Source organism: Nostoc sp. NMS8 (genome assembly GCF_017115045.1).
Taxonomy (GTDB): domain Bacteria; phylum Cyanobacteriota; class Cyanobacteriia; order Cyanobacteriales; family Nostocaceae; genus Nostoc.
In genome coordinates this window covers 75,685-98,506 of record NZ_JABXKK010000046.1, presented here as the reverse complement: position 1 = coordinate 98,506, position 22,822 = coordinate 75,685, and the positions used below count along the sequence as shown (strand labels likewise).

The window sequence follows — 22,822 nt, the reverse complement described above, 5'->3', positions numbered from 1 at the left end:
ATCAAAACCTACGCTCTTATGGCGTTATTGCTGCTTAATTTTGTCCGAAGTATTGCACAATTAACTTCACTGATTTTCACAAAAGCATTTCCACTAATAACGTTATTGGCAAAGGGCCTATCTAATGGGATGCGATGGCTGCGGCGGGCAAAGCCATCGCAGTACTATCAAGTCATCTCATAAAAAACTGATACTTTTACTGCTAAATAGTGAAAATTAATTGCGACAGATACAAGCGCAATAGTAAATTGAGCAAGACTTTTAAAAAAATTATGATTATTGGGTTAACAAACCAGAAGGGGGGCGCTGGTAAAACTACTGTATCTGGTCATCTGGCGTATTGGTTAAGCCAACGCGGAACAGTGATGATTGTGGATGCAGATGCACAGCAGAGTAGTACTAACTGGATGAAAGACCTGCAACTGCCGTGTAAAACAATGATAGACCCGGATGATTTATTTGATGAACTGCCGACTTTAGCAGAACAATATGATGCTGTAGTTGTAGACGGGCCAGGTAGCCTAAGTGAAACAACCAAGGCAATTTTATCTAGATGTGACCTAGCCCTAGTACCCTGTAAACCAGCAAGTCTAGATATGCACAGTACATCAAAAATGGTAAGAATTTTGCGGCAGGCAAGAGAACTGCGAGGTGGTATGCCCCATGTTGGTTTATTTTTAAATCACGCAAAAAAAGGAACTGTATTACTCAAAGATGCCCAAAGAGCATTATCAGAAAAAAACACAGGGTTTCCTTTACTAAAAACAATGGTGTATGACTTACAGGTAATTGCTGATGCACCAGGGCAAGGCACGACGGTTTGGGGACTACCAGGAGCAACAGCTAAACGCGCCGCCAAAGATTTTGAGGCACTTTTTACCGAAGCCTTGGGAGTAACCAATGGCAAGAGATAGAAGAATGGTAGAAGAGTTTATCTTTAGGGATGATGCTAACCAGACTAAGGCGACTATGCCCCTAAGTTTGATTGTGCTGCCTAAAGCAGAACTGCGGTACTACATCGACCCAGAAGAGGTAGACAAAATTGTTGCTACTGCCAGAAAAAACGGCATTCTAGAACCACTTTTAGTCCGTCTTATCCCTTTAAACAGGTTGGGGTTTTTCATTGCTTTTTAGATTTTGCAGTCTGAAGGCACTACCAAATATAAAACTCATTAAAAATTTTCATAGAGCAATTATCAAAAAAAACACCGCACCAGAGCCACCACAACAAAATACTATTTAGGCGTATTCTAGAAATACCCCCTCTTTAACACACGGATAAAACAACGGCTAATGCTTGATTATTTGACGGCGGGTATTGCATTTTGGATGACTTTGTTTGGAGTACAAGAGTCGTTGTTAAAATTTCGCCTGGGTTATCTCGGTCGTTACTGGTTTCTTGCGATTAGCGCTAGCCTACTCCTGAGCTTTTTGCTCTCTGCTCCGATTATTATCACCCTAATCATTAAATTTGCAGTAGATCCATTCACTTGGACAGGTAATGTTATTCTTTGTGCGTAGCTTGCCGCCTTCGGCATCGCTGCGGTAATCTTTGGTGTGATTCTCAGTCTGGCGCAATGGCTGATACTTCGTCAAACCGAGATGACACCAAGAGTTTTTGCACTGATCAATACACGACCCCTTGCAGATATCTTAAAGCGATCGCCCATCTTTAAGTTAGTAGTTATTGGTTGCTCCTTTCTTACATATTGGGACAAGTTGGCATATCATCTCCAACGAGTAGCCTTGCAAGACTGGGCAATGCCTCACCGTAAGTTGGGTGAATGTGAACCGATTGTTCGAGTACCTGCCACGTTGCTTTAGCTTCCATCAGCGACAAAAAGACATGCACCAGTTCAGCCGTTTCGTACCCAACCAGCGTTGCTCCTAAAATCAAATTCGTCTCGGTGTCGATGACCATGCGGTAGAAACCCAGATCGTGCCCCCACTCAATGCTACGGGCAATGTGAGCCATTGGCAGGGTGACTTCGCTCGCAGTAATGCCCTGTTTGTGAGCCTGCTCTAACGTCATACCCACTCGACCCACTTGTGGCTCAGTGTAGACGGCATAGCCTAATACCCGATCGTTGCGTGTCCGGTGTTCGCCACACAGAATGGCTTTCAAGCGACGATAGTCTTCCCAAGAAACATGGGTAAAAGCAGGCTGTTTGGCAGCGTCTCCGATCGCATAAATCCCAGCGCAAGTCGTCTGAAATTGCTCGTCGATTTTAATAAAACCCTGTGCATCTAATTCAACGCTTGTCACCGCAGAATTTAATGCCTGAGTATTTGGTTTGCGCCCAGTCGCAATCAGCAATGCTTCTCCATCTAGTACTTCACCATTGTTCAGCGTTAGGGTAAACACACCGTTAGTGTAAGCAACCTGCTGAACCGTCACATTGAAATGCAGTCCAATTCCGTCTTGCTCAAAAGCATCAGCAAGCACAGCACTGACATCGGATTCTTCTTGAGCCAGCAAGCGATCGCCCCGCACAATCAATTCGGATTGGCTCCCTAAACGTGCCATTCCCTGCCCTAACTCCAGAGCAATATAGCCACCACCGACCACGAGCAACCGAGGCGGAATCTGCTGCAAATCAAAGAAATTTCGGTTGGTCAGATAAGGCGTTACAGCTAAACCGGGAAAGTCAGGAAGAGTAGAGGATGTCCCTGTATTGATAACAATGAGCGGAGCCTGCACAGTCACACCTCCTCCACTCACAGCTCGCTCTCCGGTGAAAGCAGCTTCAGCGCAGATGACTCTAACCCCTGCACTGTCTAGTCGCCGTTTGACACCCTGGTTAAACTGGCTGCGAATACTACGCACACGCTCCATCACCGCAGAAAAATCGACCTCGACCTGCGCGTGTATGCCTAGCTTCGCGGCTTGTCGAGCGCGACCTGCGGCATGGGCAGAGGCTAGAAAGGCTTTAGAAGGTGTACAACCATAGTTTATGCAACTGCCTCCCAATGCATCGCGCTCAAATAGAACGACGTTTCGACCTGATGATGCAAAGTCAGCTGCAAGTGGAATTCCGCCCTGACCACTTCCAATCACAATCACATCTGCTGTTTCCATTGTTACCTCTGTTGATAGTTGGTCATCATACTTTGTCAAGTCCGACTTCTTATCTTTTTTTATAAATGCCCTGCACCTTAAGTTCAATACTATAATCCTGATCTTCACTGGAAAAAACTTTTCTCTCATGAGAGTTTATATGTAATTATTTATTCCCTCACTGCGAAATAGTCAAAACCTTGATTTTTCGTTTTGAAGAAGCATAGTATCAAATATTACTTTTGTTTGAGAGAAAGAATCAATTTTCAGCTTGCTAAAAAATGAAAAGTACACGAGTAGAGCAAAGAAAGCTCCGCAGCTTGGTATGAGAATCATTCTTTGTCTAGTGTTTTAACAACTACTTAAAAGAACCACACGGAGAATAATTTTTTAATGCTGAATTCTGGCGACTAACGAGTGTATCCTATTTTGATAAGTTCCCAATTGATGTTCCCAATTAATGACTGCTAACTTACCTAGAAAAATTCCTGCTCTGGGACTATTTATATTGCTTAATAGTATAGTTTACAAACCATTAAAAGCACAGGTTCCAGCACGTCCTTCTACAATCCCTCAAGTTATCCCTAGAGATATCCAACCACCTTCGGCTGCCCCTCTGCCAACGCCACAACCACAGCAATTACCTCTACCTCAACAAATACTTGCACCCTCTAACTTAAGTCCTAATCTTGAAGAACAGTTTCCTGACACAACTAAAGAAACTTTCACTGTGAAACGATTTGAAGTTCTTGGTGGCACAGTTTTTAGTCAACAAGAGTTAGATAAAGTTCTTAAAGAATTCATCAATCGCCCAATTACACTCGATGATTTGTATCAGGCACGACAGAAAATTACTGACCTATATATTGACAAAGACTACATTTCATGTGGTGCCTATATTCCACCTCAAAAAATCTGGTCTGGTATCGTTAAAATTCAAATAGTTGAAACTAAGCTCAGGGATATTGAAATCGAAGGTACACGACGCTTAAACAAGAGTTATATACGTAGTCGTATAGCAGCAGGAAATAACGGGCCTCTCAATCAAAAGCGTTTGCTAAAGTCATTGCAGCTGCTAAAACTCAATCCTTTGATTCAAAACTTATCTGCTAATTTACAACCGGGGAATATTCCTGGGCAGATTAAGCTAGTTGTAGAAGTTGTTGAGGCGAGAACTTTTAATGCCCAAATGATTCTTGACAATACACGATCGCCTAGCATTGGAAGTTTCCAACGCCGAATACAAGTAAATGAAGCTAACTTACTGGGACTGGGAGATAATTTAAGCCTCGGTTACAGCAATACTGATGCTAGCAACTTTTTTTATGGCAGTTACACACTGCCCCTCAATTCCAAAAACGGAACCCTCTCTTTTAACTATGGAACTGGTAACAGCGGTGTTATCGAACATCCTTTCGATACCTTAAATATCAAATCTGCTTCCCGATATTATGAACTAACATTCCGCCAACCAATATTTCAATCCCCTACTGAAGAATTGACTTTGGGTTTAACTGCCTCTCGACGAGAAAGCGAAGCCAATTATGCTCCACTAGGAGAACAAATTCCTTTTCCTCAATTAGGATCTAACGACCAAGGAAAGACCAGAGTATCCGCATTACGATTTTTTCAAGAATGGATTACTCGTGGCAGTACTCAAGTCCTTGCAGTGCGATCGCAATTTAACTTGGGGCTAGATGTATTTAATGCCACAGTTAGTCAAGATGCTCCTGATAGTCGTTTTTTTTCTTGGCAAGGGCAAGCTCAGTGGTTACGATTACTAGCTCCTGACACCTTACTATTATTTGGTTTCAATACTCAATTAGCGACTAGATCCCTTTTACCTCTAGAACAGTTTAGTCTGGGCGGAATTGAAAGTGTACGTGGCTATCGTCAAGATTTACTGCTGGCTGATAATGGTATTTTTGCTTCGGCTGAGGTACAAGTTCCTATACTTCGCATATCTAAGATAAATGGAATATTGCAACTTATTCCATTTACTGATTTGGGTGTGGTCTGGAATAATTCAGGAAGCACAATTGCTAACACAAACAGCCCTAATATTCTCGCTTCCATTGGACTGGGATTGCGATGGTCGCAGAATGCTAACTTTAGCGCTCGTCTTGACTACGGCATTCCTGTTGTATCTGTTGACCAGCCAAATCAAACATGGCAGGAAAATGGACTGTATTTTTATTTGCAATACAGTAATTTTTAAGCTTAATCTGCCCACATACCTTAAGTTATCTAGAATTAATCTTGGCTAAAGTCACGATTTTTAATCAAACCTATTGATTTACTTCTCCATCTGGAATAAAACACAACAGTAACCTTCATATAGGACTCCGATTTGATTTCTGAAAACATACTGAGACTGAAAAGCCTGTTTTATAAGAGTTTTATCTGAAATCTTGTTCAAAAATCAGATATGAGTCCTATAGCTATTTTAAAGACCTTAAAAGGTTACATCTTGATTTAGTTGAATGCATAAATATAAATATTCATAAAGAAATAAATTTAGATTCTATTAGCGCACTCCAGTTACTACCATTTCAAAATTACTAGGAGGTACCATAAGAATTCCACGTCGAATAGGCTTAATAGGACAGGTCGTAATTAATCTTAATTTCAAACGTGACAGTATAGTTGCCAATACAAGTTTAATCTCAAGCTGCGCTAAAGCTGCGCCAACACATCGGCGATTGCCGCCACCAAAAGGCAAGTATTCGTAAGGAGAAAATTGACGCTCCAAAAAGCGTTCGGGATTAAAGCGTTTGGGTTCTGGATATACTTCTTTTCTTTGATGAGCTAAGTAAATTGAAACATTCACAATTGTTTGAGGTTCAAGCTGATAACCTTCAATCTCCATAGGCTTTTGTACAACCCGTGTAAAGGCATTTAAGGCAATTGGATAAAGACGCAATGTTTCAGAGCAAACTGCGCTGAGATAAGGTAGCCGAGAAATTTCGCTCTTATCTTTAGTAAAGGTGAAACAGTTAAGTTCAGATAAAAGGCTTTTTTGAACCTCTGGCAAGTAGTGACTCCAATATAATGCCCAAGAAATAGCAGATGCAGTAGTTTCGTATCCAGCGAATATTAATGTTAATAAAGAATCACGAAGCTCAATGTCTGTCATTGATTTACCAAACTCGTCCTGTGCCTCCATAAGCATACTCAGAATGTCTTTAGAGGGAGAATTAGTTTGTCTTGTCCGTTCAGCAATCAGAGTATACATCACTTGATCTAACTGCTCTATTTGATGCATTAAATTTGCCTGTGGACTCCAGATTCCCCAATCGTTTTGAAATCTAGAGAACAATAGCATAAAGATAGAACTCAAAGGATTATCAAAAATTTCAAACAGCGAGTTAAGCATCTGTCGCAGTTTATTGTAATATTTACCCGTTTGCAATCCAAACACAACATTAAGGATGACACGCAAAGAAATTTCCTTCATGACTGAGTGAACTACAAAAAACTTTCCGGTAGCTAACTGGCTTATTACTTCTTCAGTAATTTCACAAATAACCTGACTATACAGGCGCATTCGTTCTGTGTGAAAAGGAGGCAACAACATTCGTCTTTGATGTCGATGGCGTTCATTGTCAAGAAAAATAATAGAATTTTCTCCTAATAATAGTTTCACAAAATCACTATTTTGAATAGAACTAAGATCCTCTGGAGAGGATGTAAAAATTTTTTGAATGGCTTCTGGACTGCTAAAGTAAATAAGAGCAGGAAGCTCATTTCCTCTAAGTCTAAAAACACTACCGTAGTCCTCAGACCAAGCATCTAAAGTTTCTAATGGGCGAAGTAAAAACTGAATGCTCTGTAATAAAGGTGAGGTTTTTGGGCCATCAGGTAGATACATAAATTTATATTTTTAATTACTAAAATAAATATTATCATATAATTAGTAGCTTTATATGCTAGCTTTTCATCATTGTGTTTAATAGATTTTAAACTTGATTATGAATATTTTTTCTATCCGCGCCTTAATGGTATCTATTTTGATATCTAATCCTTTTTGTTTACCTATTTCTTGTGTTTTCGCCCAAATAATTCCAGACAAAACATTACCTTTTCCTTCGCTTGTTACCCCTCAAGGAACAAACAATATAATCGAAGGAGGAAGTCAGGCAGGAAGCAATTTATACCACAGTTTTGACCAGTTTTCTGTTCTTACTGGAGACACTGCTTTTTTCAATAATCCTATAAATATTAAAAACATTATTACTCGTGTAACAGGTGGTTCAACCTCGAAAATTGATGGATTAATTAAGGCTAATGGTAGTGCAAATTTATTCTTTCTTAATCCCAACGGGATTTTATTTGGTCACAATGCACATCTAATTATTGGTGGTTCTTTCATAGCAAGTACTGCCAACAGCATCAATTTTCCTAATAACATTCAATTTAGCGCTAAAACTCCTGAGAACACTCCCCTATTAAGCGTGAATGTTCCTATAGGGTTAGAGTATGGTGGTAATTCATCAGGATCAATTAATGTACAGGGTAGTGGACACAGCCAGATTATATATGGGAATCAGGTAGCTGCTTCAATTACCTTATTAGGAGCAGGAGAAAGTCAAAATGGTCTGCGTTCACAACCTAGTAAAACTTTAGCTCTAATAGGAGGTGATGTTTTATTTGATGGTGGGCTAGTAACTGCTCCTTCTGGGCAAGTTGAGATAGGTGCTGTTGACGCTGGTATAGTTAATTTCACTTTTAATAATTCAGGCTTAAGTTTAGATTATAAAGAAATAAATAACTTTAAAAACATTAGTTTTATTAAGCAATCTTTGTTGGACGCTAGTGGTTTTATGCCAGGATATATTTCTGTACAAGGTAAAAATATAAATTTTACAGATGGCTCATTAGCTTTGATTGCAAATCAGGGAGTTTTTAATTCGGGAGCTATACGTATAACGGCAACTGATACTTTAGATTTAACAGGAATAACATCTTTTAATATACAACCTTTTCTCAGTGCGACAAGAATTAATCGAGGTATTATCACTTCAACTAATTCTGGCAGAGGAGCGGATATTATCATTTCAGCATCAAAAATGATTGCTCAAGAATCAGAAATAGTTACTCCTTTAAGTTTTGGTAATGGTGATAGTGGAAATTTAACTATAGATGCTTCAGAAAAAATAGTAATCCGTAGTGTAGCAGTTAACGAAAGTTCTGGAGTTGCTTCTGTTTTGGGGACTATAACTTACGGTTCTGGTAACGCAGGTGATGTAACATTGTCGACCAAAGAATTATTAATTGAAGATGGAGGAACCTTAGAATCTTTGACTCTTGGTGATGGTAGAGGAGGTAGAGTAACTGTAAGTACTTCTGAGCTTTTAAAAATTTCAGGTGGTCATGCTAATTTCGTATTGCTAGCTTTCGGAACACCACCTATTCCTACTTTTTCGGCCAGCAATATAACCTCTCTGTCTGTTTCTGCTGGCAATGCTGGTGATCTAAGTATTAATACAAAACAGCTGATTGTTGAAAACGGAGGTGTAATTGCAGCATCGGGACTAAAAACTGGTAATTCTGGTACTGTAAATATTAATGCCCTTGAATCTGTTAATATTAATGGTTCAAGTTCAGTTAATCCTTCTTTGAACCCTAGCAGAATAAGCTCTTCTGTAGGTACTAACGACCCTTTTGTAAGCTATATATACAATCTCAAGCAACCATCTGATGCTTTATCTGGAAATATTTTTATCAAAACAGGAAACTTAAGTTTAGAAAATGATGCTCAAATTGGAGTTAGGAATGATAGTACAAAAGATGCTGGGATAGTAAGAATTATTGCAAATTCTATTAATTTATATAATAAAGCGGGGGTAACTGCTTCAACTAAAAATGGTCAAGGTGGTAACATCAATTTGCAAACTAAAGTTTTGAATTTATCTGACAACACTTTTATTTCTGCAAGCGCAGGTGGCGATGGTAATGGAGGCAACATTACTACCAATGCAGATATTATAAATGTTTTGGCAAACAGTCGGATCACAGCTGATGCTTATAAGGGACGTGGTGGTAACATTCAGATTAATTCTCAAGGATTTTTTGCTTCTCGTGACAGCCAATTTACAGCCAGTTCCGAGTTAGGAATTAATGGCAATGTCCAATTTAACATTTTAAACGATAATATTGTACCTCCTAAAGCAGTAGCAGAAACAATTCAATTACCTCCTGAGATTACTTCAACTTGCCAAGGAAATTCCCGCAACGCAGCTAGTAAGTTTGTAATTATTGGAACTGGTAATCTCCCACGTAGTTATAAAACCCAAGTATCTAACAATAGTGGATGGCACGCTAATTCTGCTGCTATAGCCCCAACTTCTAACAATTTAGACAAACAAAGCTTACTAAATAATGAAATTAAACCAATTGTAGAAGCACAATCAGTGTTGATAGAACCATCAGGAGAAGTCAATTTATTAGCGTCTAGCAATCAGGTTGGTGCTGTTGCTTCACAGTTGCCTAAAAATGCTTGCTTTGCTACAAGTTCTACATCCAAATTATTTCCATAAACCAGAGCGATAAGTGAAAATTACTAGACGTAGATATTTATTTTACGGTATTGCAGGTTTCCTTATGGCGGTCGGCAAACCATCCCGAATCATGGCTCAAAGTGTCAACAAAATCACACAAAAAGCGGAATTTTTGACTGAAAAAGGACATGAGCTATTAAATCAAGGTCAGTATTTGGAGGCGCTGGAGGCATGGAAAGAAGCAACTAAAATTTATCGTCAACTCCACTTAGATGAAAACGTTGCTGGAAATTTAATCAACCAGAATCTTGCTCTACAAGGGTTAGGCTTGTATCTTAATGCTTGCGATCTGCTTTTATCAGCTTTAAAAATAGATACTTGGAGCTATTTTCCAACACTTAATGCGCCTGATAAATCTAGCAAAAAAGCACTTTATACTGCAATCTATCAAGTTAAACCAACCCCAGTAAATTTGTTAGGATTACAAAACTTGGGAGATATTTTACGTTTACTGGGTAAGTTAGGTGAATCAGAAATAGTTTTAAAAGAAACTTTGTCAATGGCTCAAAAGATGACACTCAATGCAGATATTAGTTCAATTCTTCTCTCTTTGGGAGATACTAAACAGTCTATGTATGAACGTTCGAGCGTAGAGTATAGGTGGATAGGAGAACTATTGTTCCAAAAAGACACTGTTACTGAAATTCACCAAAATGCGTTAATATCGCTTGACTATTACCAACAGATAAATAACACAACAAACGCTCCAATATCTATAAAACTACAAGCTCAACTACACAGTTTAACTTTATTATTAGATTTTGATAAATGGCTGAAAAAGGAATTATTATCAGGTAATAGCAGATTAACGACTACTAAAACTAATATTCATCGACAGATTCAGCCTTTAATCGACTTAATTATCAAAAACTCTTCTTTATTTAATGAATTACCTGTTAGCCAATCTGCTTATGCCAAACTCAACTTTGCTGACAGTTTAAATAAAACTTCAAATAAACAGTTACAGTCTCTAGCTATAAATTACACAAAATCTGCATTGCAAACTGCTGAAAGCATTAATAATCAACTTCTACAATCATTCTGTTGGGGGATTCTAGGCAAATTAAATCCCGATGAATCACATGTGTGCTTTAAGCAAGCTCTATTGTTTGCTCAATCAATTCGGGCATCGGATATCGTCTATGAATGGCAGCAGCAATTAGCTGATTTATACAGCCAACAAGGAAAATCTAAAGAAGCTTCCTATTTTTACGAGGCAGCTATTAATAGCTTAATCCAAGTTCGTGCTAACCTTTTAGGTAGTAATCCAGATAGTCAGTTCTTTTTCTACGAAAAAGTAGAGCCTCTTTACCGGAATTATATAAGATTATTAGCAGCAGATCCTTCGCAAAATTTAGAAAAAATAATTCAAGTAAACGCACATCTGCAACTAGAACAGTTAAAAAACTTTCTTCAATGTGGCAGACTCAATCTTATACCTTTGAATAATCTTCAGGAGTTGCCTAGCAGCACTGCAATAATCCACATTATTGATTTAGATAGCACTATAGAAGTAATTGTTCAATCCCCTGACCGCTCTCTTCACCACAATTCTGTTGATGCTAAACTAATTAAAAATCATCTCAATAATTTATTAGATATTGTCCAGTCTTTCAAATTCTACTCTGATAATAAAAGTGAAATTATCTTACATTCTCAAAGGCTTTACGACCTACTAATTAAACCTCTTAAAACATATTTTTATTCATCAGGAACACTTGTATTTGCTTTAGATACATCTTTTCAAAGTCTCCCAATGGACTTACTTCATGATGGAAAAGAGTTTTTAACACAGCAATACAGTTTTGCACAAACTGTAGGTTATAAAATTCAACCACCTAAATCCTTATCTAAAAATCAGCCAACAGCTTTAATCGCTGGTTTGAGCAAGAAATCTCCTAGTTTTAATGACGAAAATGCTCCAAAAGGTTTGAAACCTCTGCCTGGAGTAGCAGTAGAAGTGGCAGATATTAAAACACAGATTATTGACTCAAAAGTGTTGTTAGATGAAAAATTCACCAGTTTGCAGTTTCATAAAGAGCTAAGTAAAAATAATTTTCCAATCATTCACATTAGTACTCATGGACAATTTAGTTCTAATGCTGAAAAGACTGTCATTTTGGCATACGATAAAGTCATTAATATTTTAGATTTTAATAATTTTATAAAAGCTCAAGCTCAGTTTAATGAAAATCCAATTGAGTTATTAGTCTTGAGTGCTTGTCAAACAGCGAAAGGAAATAAAAGATCAGCATTGGGGATGGCTGGCGTGGCAGCCCAAGCAGGCGCACAAAGTATAATCTCTAGCTTATGGTTAGTAGATGAAAGTTCCACTGCTATACTTATGCAAGAGTTCTACAAAGGCTTGAAAAATGGGTTGACTAAAGCAGAGGCACTACGTCAAGCAAAATTGAGTTTATCATCCAATCCTAAATACGAACACCCCTATTTTTGGTCAGGCTTTGTGCTAGTTGGCGGATGGTTATAAAGTTCTACTATTTTTAAACCTTCCTGTACATGAGCTAGTTCATCTAAGTTATTAGTGTTTTTTGCCAGTTGTGCTGCTTTACTATATTCACGAAGTGCCTCCTTTGGTAGCCATGCTTCTAGATACCGATCTGCCAATAATCGGTAGATAGTAGGGTTTTGACTTCCTGCTCTTACTCTTGCTTTCAATGACTCAATCGTTTCATTCAAAAGATTTCTCGACATAAATACACCATCTAAATCCCATATCGCAGCTTCATCTGGAGGTAAATTTAACTCATTAATTTTCTTCACCTTTGCTGCGAAAGCATCTTGTTCTTCTTGTCTCAAAACACTAACTACTGACGTTTCAGAGGAACTAATGGGAGTATCACCTACATTAGCAAGTACAGTAAATTTATAAGTATTAAAAAATTGTAATTCTTTTTCTTCTTTTGGATAGGGTAGTGCAGTAATACTTTTATCTACTGTCTTCTCCCAGTAAAACTCATAACCGCTAACAACTACTGTGTAACTAGTAGCTTGAGGTACAGCATACCAAGAAATTACAGGTCTGGTACTCAACATTGAACTGCCATAGGGACTAATCAGCATCGGCACATTTGTTGGACCTTTAATGCCGTCACATTCAGTTGGGTTCAACCCCGTACATAGCCTTACTCTGTCGTGCGGTAGCCTACATTTATCTTCAACATCGAAAATGCTACTTTGTTTAAAATCTAGAAATTCTCCGTTCAAGTAACATAAAGTATTAACTGTTCGTCCATTCATTGGAGTAATGCGATCTCCTGAACACAATAAGCTATTTACTCGCCAGCGAAGATCACTCACGCTAGTAACTCGACCAATAACCTTACACCTACGTTTTGCTTCTGGCTTTACCTGACCCCACGCATTGCTCCAACCTAAAAGAAGTATCGTTGATGCAACTACTAAAATTTGGCAGATGTAGACTTTTCTCCCAATTTTGCTCTTTTGCCTGTGTGTACTCAGCATCAAAAGTTTTATATAGTTATATGCAAGTTAATAGCATACAAGAATTAGAGAGATAAAAAAAGTGCTTATGATTGTAAATTGTAATAATAATTTGTTACTTTTGAGAGGCTATTAAATTCAAGAAGCTTAATCTTGAATTAAATTAGGAGCTTTTTGTCTAATTCTTTCTATTATTTCGGCTCGCCAGATGAAAACTTCTGGTTCTCTAGATTCAGTTAGCAAACAGGCTTCCCAGGAAAGCCAAGAGTTATCAAAATCACCTAAAATTCCCTGCACTTTTGCTAACAAACAGTGGGTAGATGTTCTTTGAATATCTAATTCTTTTGCTTTCTCTAAATATCGCTTTGCCTCGCTATATTTCTTCTGCTCAAATTTTGCCCAACCTAAATTTTTATACAAAACTGCTTGCCATCTGGAATTTGTAGTTTTTTGTAGTCCTTCTTGGGCGAGAGAAATTGCTGTATTATAATCTCCTTGTAGAATTTTTACTCTAGATAAATTATTGATAGCAATTATCGCTTGTCTATTAATTTTTATGGCTAACTGGTATTGTTGCTCCGCTAAATCATATTTCATTCGTTCATCGTAGTAAGTTCCCAATCCATAATGTCCTTCCCAATTATCAGAGTTTAACTTAAAAGCCTTTTCATAGCTATCAATTACACATGGAGAATCATGTAATTGTTTACACACGACACCTAAATTATTATATGATTCTACATTTGTGTCATTATATTTAATTGATAATTCATAGTATCTTTTAGCTAATTCTAGACTCTTCGTACTGCGAAGTCCTTTTTCAAAATAAAATTTGGAAATTGTGTATCTGGCTTGAGAATTAATTTTTATAGCTGAGTCAAAAAACTCTTGGGCGATCTGAAAATTATTTGCTGCCTCAGCTTTCTCCCCCTGAGACACTAAATATTTAGCTCTTAGTGGTAATAATACTTTGAAAGTCCCAAAGACTGTCAAAATCATAAATACAATTACTGCACTGATTCTGAACGTTTTAGACCTCGTTAATCTATAAATTTTACTTTGCTGAGGAAGTAATTTTAATCGTTGCAGGATAACTTCAGTACTTTGCGGACGTTGCCCTGGTAAAGGAGCCGTCAACTCATCAATAAAATCACCAAAAGGTTTGTCAATTTGCGGTGCTTTGTTTCTCCATATTAATCTTCCTGTCTGTTTATCCGTAGGTAAATCGATTAGTTGAATTGCAGTAAGTAGATGGACAAAAGTACGACCCAAAGCATAAAAATCTGATTGCGGTACTGCCTGTCCATCAGTTTGTTCTGGCGGAGAGTAACGAGGTGTGCCAACAGATGTAATTTCATATTTTCCTCCTCTAGACGTGCTGTCTCCTCCACTTCCGCTTATTTTAGCTAAATAAGTACTAGTTACTCGCCGTGCTACACCAAAATCAACTAACGCTAATTGACCACTTGACTGGAGAATTATATTAGAAGGTTTAATATCTCTATGAAAAAAATTAGCACGGTGTACTGCGGCAATAATTTCAACTAATTCTTTTAGCCATTCTAATGCTTGAGATTGCAAAATACGCCCATTAGATTCTATCCATTGCTCTAAATTCTGTCCCTCGATTTTATCCATAACCAAGCAATGTAAGGTTAAAGAAGTATTGACAGGAACAAAAGTGAAAAAGTCATCTAAGGTACTTTTGGGAATATTTGGATGATGGATTAGTCGTAAACTAAGAGATTCCCGCTCGATTAATTCAACCAGTTTCGGCGAGTTCAATTTCAGAACTTTCATAACTCGCTGCTTGCGGACGGGATTCCATTGAGTACCAGCGTCCTCCACTTCAAAAACTTCAGTATAGCTGAATGGATTTTCATTCACCGGTCTTAATGGCTTAATCAAGCGGATGCGGTTATTAATTAGCAGCGAAGTACCACAAAAAAGACATTCTTCAATGTCTTTAGGATTTTGACGTTGCTCGCATAGGGGATTTATACAGTAACTCACATTCGCAGGAGGATAGCCAGATATAAACTACCTACCCCAAATCTAGTCTTTCTTCCCATCAACGATAATGTAAGTGAAGATTTAAAATTTTGAGTAGTCATTTTCGATAAATCAAGTATATTTTATAACTTCAAAATAAAGAATAACTAGGAAAGTTGTTAATATTTGTGTATCGATGGTAGTTTAACAGCAGCATTTAAAGTAATCAAATTGATAACTGTTACTGTGATCTAGTGACGGCAGTAGTTTTATTAACTACTTTTTCAAGATGTACGTAAGTAATGATTCTACTCTATCTTTCGTCCCCTTTGCATAATTGGTGACTTGAGTTATTATTTGTTTGGAGCAAACAGCTATTAAGTAGAGAAATCAAGTATCACTGAGTTATATTGGAAACTATAATTGGCGGTTGCACTGGTAAAAAGCGTATGGGGTTGGTCGCTCGAACAACAGAATGAGTATAACTATGGATTCTAATGCTGTCCAAATACTAAAATCACCAGTCTATTCTCCCCTTGCTTCAAAGAAACAAGAGCTTTTAGGGCAAAAACACTCTTCTGTGACAGTAAATTTTGATGAAACTTTAGTAATAGTCAATGATTTAGTGCTTGCCAAAAGAGGTAGATACTTATCTCAACCAGAGATACTTATTATGAAGGGAGCGTGGCATAACCGTGAGTTTGTAGAGATAGCAGAAAATTCAGCTTACAGTGTCAATTACTTACAACGAGGCGTAGCTACTCGGTTATGGGATATACTCACAAAAACAATTGGAAATGGCAAGCGAGTTACTAAAAAGAATGTACGGAATTTTTTAGAGCAACTTGCACAAGAGTATTATCCTCAATCTGCTTTTACTAGTGAAGAAAAAAGCTTTCCTGTCAAAAATTGGATACAAATTATAGGAAGTAAGCCTCCTGACATCTCAAGTTTTTATGGACGCGCAGGAGAACTATCTTGCTTAAAAGAATTAATAATAAAGCAACGCTGCGTATCGTTAGTAGGGGTAGCAGGCATTGGTAAGACTGCATTAGCTGCAAAGCTAATACAAGAGATTAGTGTAGAATCAAAACCAAAATTTGATTGCATAATTTGGAAATCAGTTGCCCATGCACCACTGTTTCAAGACTTTATAGCCGAGCTAATAGAGCTAATCCAACCTTTAGAGCCTAAGCTAGACTCACCTAAATTTACTCAAGCAATGGTTTCAGCACTGATCAAGCAGATGCAATCGTGCCGATGTCTTTTGGTATTGGATGAATCTGATTCCTTGCTTGAAACAACTAATTTAGAGCAACACTTAGAGTACAAACTATTTTTTCGCAGATTAATAGAGGAAATGGATCAAAGCTGCTTGCTCTTAACTAATCGAGTCTTTCCTGATGAATTTGAGGATCTTATAATAGCAGGACGTCCTATTCAATATCTAAAAATAAAAGGTTTAGAGACTAATCCTGCAATGCAACTTCTTTTTGATCAAGGATTGGATGACGAAGAGAAATGCAACGAATTAATTAAAATTTACTACGGTAATCCTTTAGAGCTAAAGACGGTAGTTACCAGAATTCACCACTTTTTTGGAGGAAGTGTTCAAAAGTTTTTTGAAAATAGAACTACGCTTTTTAGTAGCCAATTTCAGGCAATGCTTGATAAAGCCTTTGGTTACTTATTAAGTAAAATTCAACAAGAAATTATGATTTATATAGCAGAAGAGTTAACTTTAAACTCAAAACCTGTTAAGTTTACTAGTTTATTAAATGGCTTGAATCAAAAAGAATCAATATCGTTATCAATATCAGATTTAATTACAGCATTAGAAGGGTTGGAAAAGCAGTTTTTAATTGAAACTATTAAAGATTCTGCTTCTGAAGAAAGTAGTTTTACTCTTCAACCTATAGTCAAAAAATATATTAGAAAAAATATACCAGGACTGGTGCATACATCTAATGCTTCACCAGAATTAGCGCTCACATTTTAATAGAGGTAGCTATGATTGCAGGCAAACTAGAAATCACAATTAAAATCAATGAACTGCCACAATCTAAGGACATAGAGTGCGGTTGGCAGCATTTTGACTTAGACTGCGACAGACAAATCATTTCAGCCACAGTTAAAGTAAAGATTTGGAAGAAACTGACCGATGCTGCAAGTAATTATTCTCAATGGGTAGGAGCAATTGTAGGTAAACTTGGACAGCAAGCAGAACAGGGTTTCGTGTTAAAGAAATCCAATATACAAGTTTTCGAGCGCAAGCCCAAGGCAGAAACGACCTCTGCATTAGGTGCTACTTCTTGAAAAAGCGATTACCCAATCAGGGTAAGCTGGAATAAACGCTGGTAAATATGGAGGAGTCAAAAAAAAAATCAGAATCTCGCTAGATACGGAAAGACCATAAGTTGTGTAAAATCAAGCTGAATAGTTACGTAAAGAAGATAGAGGTGAAGAATTTACAACAATACCCGTATTTAACGCACAAAGCGCCACTAGGGAGTCGCGCTTTGTACGAATCTTAAATTTCATATAACCTCAGAGCGGGGTTGATCTCGAAGGAACAAAATAAGTGGTTGTTAAAGTTTGGCGACTAAGATTACCACAAAAATTGTCCGACTGAGTTAAATCCGCGCTGCTTTCCCTATTATACAGGGGTTGTCACCAGATCGTCGAATTTTTGGTGGCGGATTTTTGGCTGTTAAAATTCTTTAAGTAGTGAAATGTTAAATTTAGTTAAGAAAAAACTCCGAATTTTGTAGCTAAAAGATGTAGCAGCGCGAATAACAGTTATCAATTACCAGTTATCAATTGGAATTTACAGTCCTTGATAACTGTCAACTGTTGACTGTTAACTGATGCAGCCCCCTCTGAGCTTGTCAACCAAGTTATCAGGGGAAAATATCGTGATAAATAGAGAACGCTCCAAGAGCGCAGTAGTAGAGCGCATGGGGTCGAGTGCAGCTTTCGCACGGCAACTTTGTGCTGTAGCGTCGGGCAATTTTAGGAATATCCAGGCTAGAGCAAGGGTTTCGCAGCTTGAAAGAGTTCTCCCCAAGAAATTCCTTGGAGAGAACCGATGAATGCCTCTCCAACTGAATATCCAAACAATCTCACGGCAGCGGAATACCATGAGTTGTTAGCTGGTAGCGCCATTCATCCGGCGTTGATTAAGCGCAACTTTTTCCATGTAGAGGGAGAATCAGTTTATGATTTCCTGTTCATATCTGATAAAATCCCACGTAAGAATGCGGGTCGGGTAACAGATGGATACATAAAAATGTATCAGCACCTATTACTAGGTGGGACGTGGATTCAGTCACTTGACCCATTCAAGAACTGGCAACCAATGGAGTGGGGGCGGATTAAGCCGAACTTCCCTCGCATTGATTGGGAAAAAGGCAAGCCAGTTAAGTACGAATCACCCCCCAAAACCCCCAACCGCGTTACCTACTTTGATGTCGCTAACCCCATCCAGGACTTAGTTGCAAAGCGTTATTTAATTAAGCGCTATCATTCACTTTTAGCATTGCGCTTACTGGATCAACTTAATCCACTAATATTTTGGGAGTGGGTGAAACAGCATCCAGAGATTCCGATTATCTTATGCGAGGGTGAGAAGAAAGCCGCTTGCTTGCTAAGTCTGGGATTTGTAGCGATCGCACTGCCTGGAATTTGGAACGGGCGCGTGGGCAAACAGGATTTTGATGAACGATTGCATCCTGACTTAGTACCGATGGCTCAGGCGGGGCGCAAGTTCATTATTTTATTCGACTACGAAACTTCTTCTAAAACCAGATGGTCAGTTTACCAAGCCACTGTTCGCACTGCAAAAGCAATCGAATCGGCAGGTTCTGAATGTGAAGTTGCGCTGTTACCAGGCCCAGAGAAAGGTGTTGATGATTTTGTTGTGGCGCGGGGCGAAGATGCTAACGCTTTACTGACCGCAATCATCGATGATGCTAAATCACTTGCTGATTACAAGCGCTCGTATCGGGCTAAGAAATGGGGACTTAGCAAATACAAACCAGATGTCACTGTTAATGTCAAGTATCTCTCTGAGGCTTTGTGCATTCCTGAACTTGAAGAAAAATGCAATTTGCCTGAGCTTTATGATCTTGAAAAGGAACAACTTTTCACGCCATCTATAAAAGGACATCAAACAAAGAAGAAGTCTACGGATTCTGGCGGAGTTGATTCAGACAAATCGAAGAAATCCCCTAGCTTCAATTTCCCAAAATCAGGACTAGTCGTACTGTGGAGCGACATGGGTACTGGCAAAACTGAACTTATGCGCTGGTGGCGTGACCAAAATCCTAACGCACGGTTCCTCAACAATGGACATCGGGTTAACTTGTTGAAAAATCTTGCCGAACGTTTGCGGACGGCGATGTATTCCGACTTGGGTTACACAGGTTTAGCCCAGGCCCAAGCCCTTAGTATTACTATTGACAGCTTGCATAAACTCAATACCCAGTCTCTCACCTACGGTTGCATATTTATAGATGAAGCCTGCCAATACCTTACCCACCTGCTGCACAGTAATACTTGCAAACAACATCGCGCCGCCATTTTGGAGGTACTGGAATATATAGTATACAACGCGCCACTGGTCGTCATCGCTGATGCACACATGGATGATTTAACGGTAAACTTCTTTCTTGCAATGCGACCAAAAGAGGAAGTTCCGTACATTATCAAAAACGAGTGGCGAAACGGTTCACGCACAATTTATTGGTACGAGGGGGATAATGAGAGCGCCATAGTCGCCCAAATCTCGGCAGCGCTGATGCTTGGAGAAAAAGTTATGGTTGCCAGCGACAGTAAGCGTTTCATCAAAAAACTCGACAAATCCTTTACTATCAAATACGAAAAGGCAGGAGAAGGGGTGCATGGTAAAGGGGAAGGGGTAAAGGAAGAATTAACAGATTCCTCCTCCCTTTCCCCCTTACCCCTTACCCCTTGCCCAGTCCGTAGGGCTTCATGGCGTATCTGGTCGGTTCACTCTGACAATTCTGGCAGTGATGAGAATGTTGCTTTCATCAAAGATATCACCAACGCCGTCAAAAACTTTGATGCCTTGTTCACCTCTCCCAGTCTCGGTACTGGTGTCGATATTTCCCAGTATCATTTTGATTTAGTGTTTGGTGTGTTTCACGGCGTTTCCCAAACTGCTACTGAATGCGCCCAACAATTGTACCGTTATCGTCCAAAAGTCCCGTTTCATATTTGGGTGGCCCCGCGTCCTCCCTTTGGTTACAAGGATACAAACGCCTCCAAGATTAAAGAGCGCTTGCTCCAAACCAATGAAATGACCGCTTTTCTGTTGCGGATTGACAGAGAAACGGGTAAGCGGGGCGCAGAGAAAGAGTGGGCGCTTGAGGCTTACTGCCAAATTATGGCTAACCGCCACTATTCTCTGAATAATCTGCGTGATGATTTGCGTGAGCTCCTCACCGAAATGGGCAATACATTTATATATGTGGGCAGTGATTCAGATCCTCAATCTCTTGAAAGTCTTAAAGCAGCAGCACAAGCTTTGGATCGTGCCCACAATTCGGCTGTTGCCAAGGCGAACAATATTACTTTGAGTGAGTACCGTGCCCGTCAGAGCAAAGATTACCTTGACCCTAGCGAAATTTTTGAATGTGAAAAGTTTCGCATTTCTGATTCTTACGGCATCGAAGTAACCGAATCACTCGTAGAAATGGATAAAGGTGGCCGCTTAATTAGAGCAATTGCTGGACTTGAGGCAATTTTAGCCCCGCCCGAAGAATCGTTTACTGACCCCAAAACTGGGCAAAGTTATCCTACCCCACCAACAATTGTCACCCAAAAAGACCGCACCGAGCGCGACAATCTACCTTTGTGCATCGACTGGGGCAATTACTCGGCACGGTGGCTGGCTAGATTTAACCTGGGACTGCATCAGATTCTTAAGCGCCTAGTGAAAGGTGATGAAGTTACCGCCTCGGATACTCAATTAGTTAATATGACAGCGATCGCTATACATTGTGCTGCTCACGTCAAAGCAATTCTTGGGTTTACTATCCCGCCTGACTGTAAGCCTATTTGGTTGCTGGCCACAATAGTAGAGCAGCTGGGGCTAAAGTTAACCTTCCGCAAACAGGGTAAGCGCGGTGAACAGGTTAAACTTTTCTCTTTATCTAAAAAGGAATTGGAATTTGCTCAAGAGGTAATTGCTCATCGTGTGGCAAAACGCGCCTATTACGCTGCCCAAACCCCTGCTGTGTATAGCGTAAACCCTCTTCATCCGCCCGTATCCGCCCCCCCCCTTAATGCTATAGGGAACCCCCATGAAGGAGGGGAGGATACTACCGAAATTGAACCGCCTCCGACCGATCGCACTACTTTACTTCATTGCGTGGAAATACTTCGATCTGGTATTTCTCGTGGAGTGGACGCGATTAAAGGCATTCTCAAGCGATGGACTGGGGATTTGCGCTGGGAGACGGTGCTGGAACTTGAAGCGATCGCGGCAAATGAACTGCGACTTGTCGAAGCTCAAGTTCCTGAATTTTACAGCTTGCTAAGTGAAGAGGTATTGCCGATGGAGGGATAAAGCCTACGCCGCAAATGAGCTACGTAACCTAAAGCAATCTGTGCCTCATTTTTATCAATGGCTTTCGGAAGATGTGTTGCAGATGGAATTGTAAATGACTTTTTGGGAAAATCGTTATAGACCTTAACTGGCATTATTCCTGTCTAGATCAACTAACATATATTTCCTGATCTATCACTACGTTGATAACTTCGTGTTATCCGCATTTTGCATGTCTTGATTGTTGCTGCTCATCGATGGCGGTGATAACATCGACAACGCCGCGATCGCACCCCGGACTTGGGATGGTTCCACCTCCAGATAATTTTGCAGTTGCTCTAAGCTGCGATGTCCACTGATTTCTTGGATGACTCTCAGAGGAATTCGGGCATTGCTCATTAATGTCAGGGCAGTTCTGCGGCAACTGTGTGTGCTTGCTCCTTCGATGTCCGCACGTTCGCAAGCTTGTCGGAAGATTAGGCTTGCATATTCTGAGTGCAAGTGACCGCGCCCCCATCTACCAGGAAACAAAAAACCGTCACGGGAGTTTGTCGGTTTGTAAGTAGCTAAGAAGTTCCTTAGTTCTGACAAAATTGGAATGCTGCGGGTAGCTAACTTTCCCTTTGTATTCCCTTTACGGATGATCAGCTCTGCTCTGATCCGTCCCTTACTGTTATAAACATCTTTAATTTTTAGGGTAACTGCTTCATTGACGCGGCAACCCGTGTACAGCATCACGCCTATTAGGGTTCTGTCTCGTTCTGTGGTTAACCCCGAAGTGAATAGACGCTGAATTTCTTCTGGCGACAAAACCTTTGCCTTTCCGTGACGGTCAATTTTCACCCCAGATGCTACCCCCGATAGTTAATCATCCTATCAGCGAACTGAACAAATAGGTTTAAGTTTTGGAGTGATGTACATGCCCCTTTGGGGTCTTTAACCCGTATAATTATTGCTTTTTTACTCAGTACTCAGCACTGTTTCGGTGAACTACAAGAAATGGAATTGAGCGATTATGCAAATGAGCAGTATAAGTATTTTCAGCAATTAGCGTCATCACTGAGAATATTTAATACTAAATTTCTGGCGAAGATGGTTGATGCTGGAATTGCTACGGGGTGATGTCTATATTTATTTGCAATCGCCAATGGTAGCTGTCGGCAGTAGCATCTCTTCATA

15 protein-coding genes are annotated in these 22,822 nt (G+C 39.4%); 10 read left to right on the top strand and 5 right to left on the bottom strand.

Annotated elements, in window-relative coordinates:
- From HWQ39_RS08090 to HWQ39_RS08075, 4 genes are all read left to right on the top strand, one after another.
- Positions 1 to 183: hypothetical protein (locus HWQ39_RS08090; RefSeq protein WP_292843361.1), on the top strand; the 183-nt coding region annotated here is incomplete at its 5' end.
- An 89-nt stretch (positions 184 to 272) separates the two neighbouring features.
- A complete protein-coding gene (locus HWQ39_RS08085) occupies positions 273 to 914 on the top strand; it encodes a ParA family protein (RefSeq protein WP_292843359.1) in 642 nt (213 codons plus the stop codon).
- Complete coding sequence (locus HWQ39_RS08080; protein ID WP_292843357.1) at positions 901 to 1,134, top strand: hypothetical protein; 234 nt, start codon at positions 901 to 903, stop codon at positions 1,132 to 1,134. Before HWQ39_RS08085 ends, HWQ39_RS08080 begins: the two co-directional genes overlap by 14 nt.
- A gap of 159 nt (positions 1,135 to 1,293) precedes the next feature.
- Positions 1,294 to 1,521 (top strand): hypothetical protein, encoded by a 228-nt coding sequence (locus HWQ39_RS08075; RefSeq protein ID WP_292843355.1) that lies wholly within the window; start codon positions 1,294 to 1,296, stop codon positions 1,519 to 1,521.
- Between the two features lie 181 nt (positions 1,522 to 1,702).
- On the opposite strand, the gene HWQ39_RS08070 is transcribed toward HWQ39_RS08075, so the two are convergent.
- Entirely contained in the window at positions 1,703 to 3,079 is a 1,377-nt protein-coding gene (locus HWQ39_RS08070; protein WP_366932235.1) for an FAD-dependent oxidoreductase, read from the bottom strand.
- 439 nt (positions 3,080 to 3,518) lie between these two features.
- Here HWQ39_RS08070 and HWQ39_RS08065 point away from each other — a divergent pair, with 439 nt between their 5' ends.
- Positions 3,519 to 5,276, top strand: a complete 1,758-nt coding sequence (locus HWQ39_RS08065; RefSeq protein ID WP_292843351.1) for a ShlB/FhaC/HecB family hemolysin secretion/activation protein — start codon at positions 3,519 to 3,521, stop codon at positions 5,274 to 5,276.
- Between the two features lie 309 nt (positions 5,277 to 5,585).
- Here HWQ39_RS08065 and HWQ39_RS08060 read toward each other — a convergent pair whose 3' ends face one another.
- Entirely contained in the window at positions 5,586 to 6,929 is a 1,344-nt protein-coding gene (locus HWQ39_RS08060; RefSeq protein WP_292843349.1) for a cytochrome P450, read from the bottom strand.
- Between the two features lie 100 nt (positions 6,930 to 7,029).
- On the opposite strand from HWQ39_RS08060, the gene HWQ39_RS08055 reads away from it, so the two are divergent.
- Complete coding sequence (locus HWQ39_RS08055; RefSeq protein ID WP_292843347.1) at positions 7,030 to 9,597, top strand: filamentous hemagglutinin N-terminal domain-containing protein; 2,568 nt, start codon at positions 7,030 to 7,032, stop codon at positions 9,595 to 9,597.
- 13 nt (positions 9,598 to 9,610) lie between these two features.
- Positions 9,611 to 12,106 carry a CHAT domain-containing protein gene (locus HWQ39_RS08050; protein ID WP_292843345.1) on the top strand — a complete coding sequence of 832 codons (2,496 nt, stop codon included), beginning with the start codon at positions 9,611 to 9,613 and terminating at the stop codon, positions 12,104 to 12,106.
- Here the strand turns inward: HWQ39_RS08050 and HWQ39_RS08045 are convergent.
- Together HWQ39_RS08045 and HWQ39_RS08040 are read right to left on the bottom strand one after the other, a co-directional pair.
- Positions 12,064 to 12,936, bottom strand: coding sequence for a hypothetical protein (locus HWQ39_RS08045; protein ID WP_292843343.1), 873 nt, complete (start codon positions 12,934 to 12,936; stop codon positions 12,064 to 12,066). The genes HWQ39_RS08050 and HWQ39_RS08045 overlap by 43 nt on opposite strands.
- A gap of 291 nt (positions 12,937 to 13,227) precedes the next feature.
- Positions 13,228 to 15,093, bottom strand: a complete 1,866-nt coding sequence (locus tag HWQ39_RS08040) for a tetratricopeptide repeat protein (protein ID WP_292843341.1) — start codon at positions 15,091 to 15,093, stop codon at positions 13,228 to 13,230.
- Between the two features lie 466 nt (positions 15,094 to 15,559).
- On the opposite strand from HWQ39_RS08040, the gene HWQ39_RS08035 reads away from it, so the two are divergent.
- The 3 genes from HWQ39_RS08035 to HWQ39_RS08025 all read left to right on the top strand — a co-directional run bounded on the left by HWQ39_RS08035 (position 15,560) and on the right by HWQ39_RS08025 (position 21,664).
- Positions 15,560 to 17,071, top strand: a complete 1,512-nt coding sequence (locus HWQ39_RS08035) for an ATP-binding protein (RefSeq protein WP_292843339.1) — start codon at positions 15,560 to 15,562, stop codon at positions 17,069 to 17,071.
- Between the two features lie 11 nt (positions 17,072 to 17,082).
- Positions 17,083 to 17,388, top strand: a complete 306-nt coding sequence (locus HWQ39_RS08030) for a fertility inhibition FinO-like protein (protein WP_292843337.1) — start codon at positions 17,083 to 17,085, stop codon at positions 17,386 to 17,388.
- Positions 17,389 to 18,160: 772 nt separating this feature from the next.
- Positions 18,161 to 21,664, top strand: coding sequence for a plasmid replication protein, CyRepA1 family (locus HWQ39_RS08025; RefSeq protein WP_292843335.1), 3,504 nt, complete (start codon positions 18,161 to 18,163; stop codon positions 21,662 to 21,664).
- A 177-nt stretch (positions 21,665 to 21,841) separates the two neighbouring features.
- Here HWQ39_RS08025 and HWQ39_RS08020 read toward each other — a convergent pair whose 3' ends face one another.
- Positions 21,842 to 22,486: a site-specific integrase gene (locus HWQ39_RS08020; RefSeq protein ID WP_292843333.1), complete on the bottom strand. Its 645-nt coding sequence runs from the start codon at positions 22,484 to 22,486 to the stop codon at positions 21,842 to 21,844.
- Between the last annotated feature and the right edge of the window lie 336 nt (positions 22,487 to 22,822).

Excerpts from the sequence above, each read along its gene's own strand:
- HWQ39_RS08080 (WP_292843357.1), top strand. The coding sequence starts at position 901 with ATGGCAAGAGATAGAAGAATGGTAGAAGAGTTTATCTTTAGGGATGAT.
- HWQ39_RS08030 (WP_292843337.1), top strand. The coding sequence starts at position 17,083 with ATGATTGCAGGCAAACTAGAAATCACAATTAAAATCAATGAACTGCCA.
- HWQ39_RS08035 (WP_292843339.1), top strand. The coding sequence starts at position 15,560 with ATGGATTCTAATGCTGTCCAAATACTAAAATCACCAGTCTATTCTCCC.
- HWQ39_RS08085 (WP_292843359.1), top strand. The coding sequence starts at position 273 with ATGATTATTGGGTTAACAAACCAGAAGGGGGGCGCTGGTAAAACTACT.
- HWQ39_RS08060 (WP_292843349.1), bottom strand. The coding sequence starts at position 6,929 with ATGTATCTACCTGATGGCCCAAAAACCTCACCTTTATTACAGAGCATT.
- HWQ39_RS08055 (WP_292843347.1), top strand. The coding sequence starts at position 7,030 with ATGAATATTTTTTCTATCCGCGCCTTAATGGTATCTATTTTGATATCT.
- HWQ39_RS08075 (WP_292843355.1), top strand. The coding sequence starts at position 1,294 with ATGCTTGATTATTTGACGGCGGGTATTGCATTTTGGATGACTTTGTTT.
- HWQ39_RS08065 (WP_292843351.1), top strand. The coding sequence starts at position 3,519 with ATGACTGCTAACTTACCTAGAAAAATTCCTGCTCTGGGACTATTTATA.
- HWQ39_RS08025 (WP_292843335.1), top strand. The coding sequence starts at position 18,161 with ATGAATGCCTCTCCAACTGAATATCCAAACAATCTCACGGCAGCGGAA.
- HWQ39_RS08070 (WP_366932235.1), bottom strand. The coding sequence starts at position 3,079 with ATGGAAACAGCAGATGTGATTGTGATTGGAAGTGGTCAGGGCGGAATT.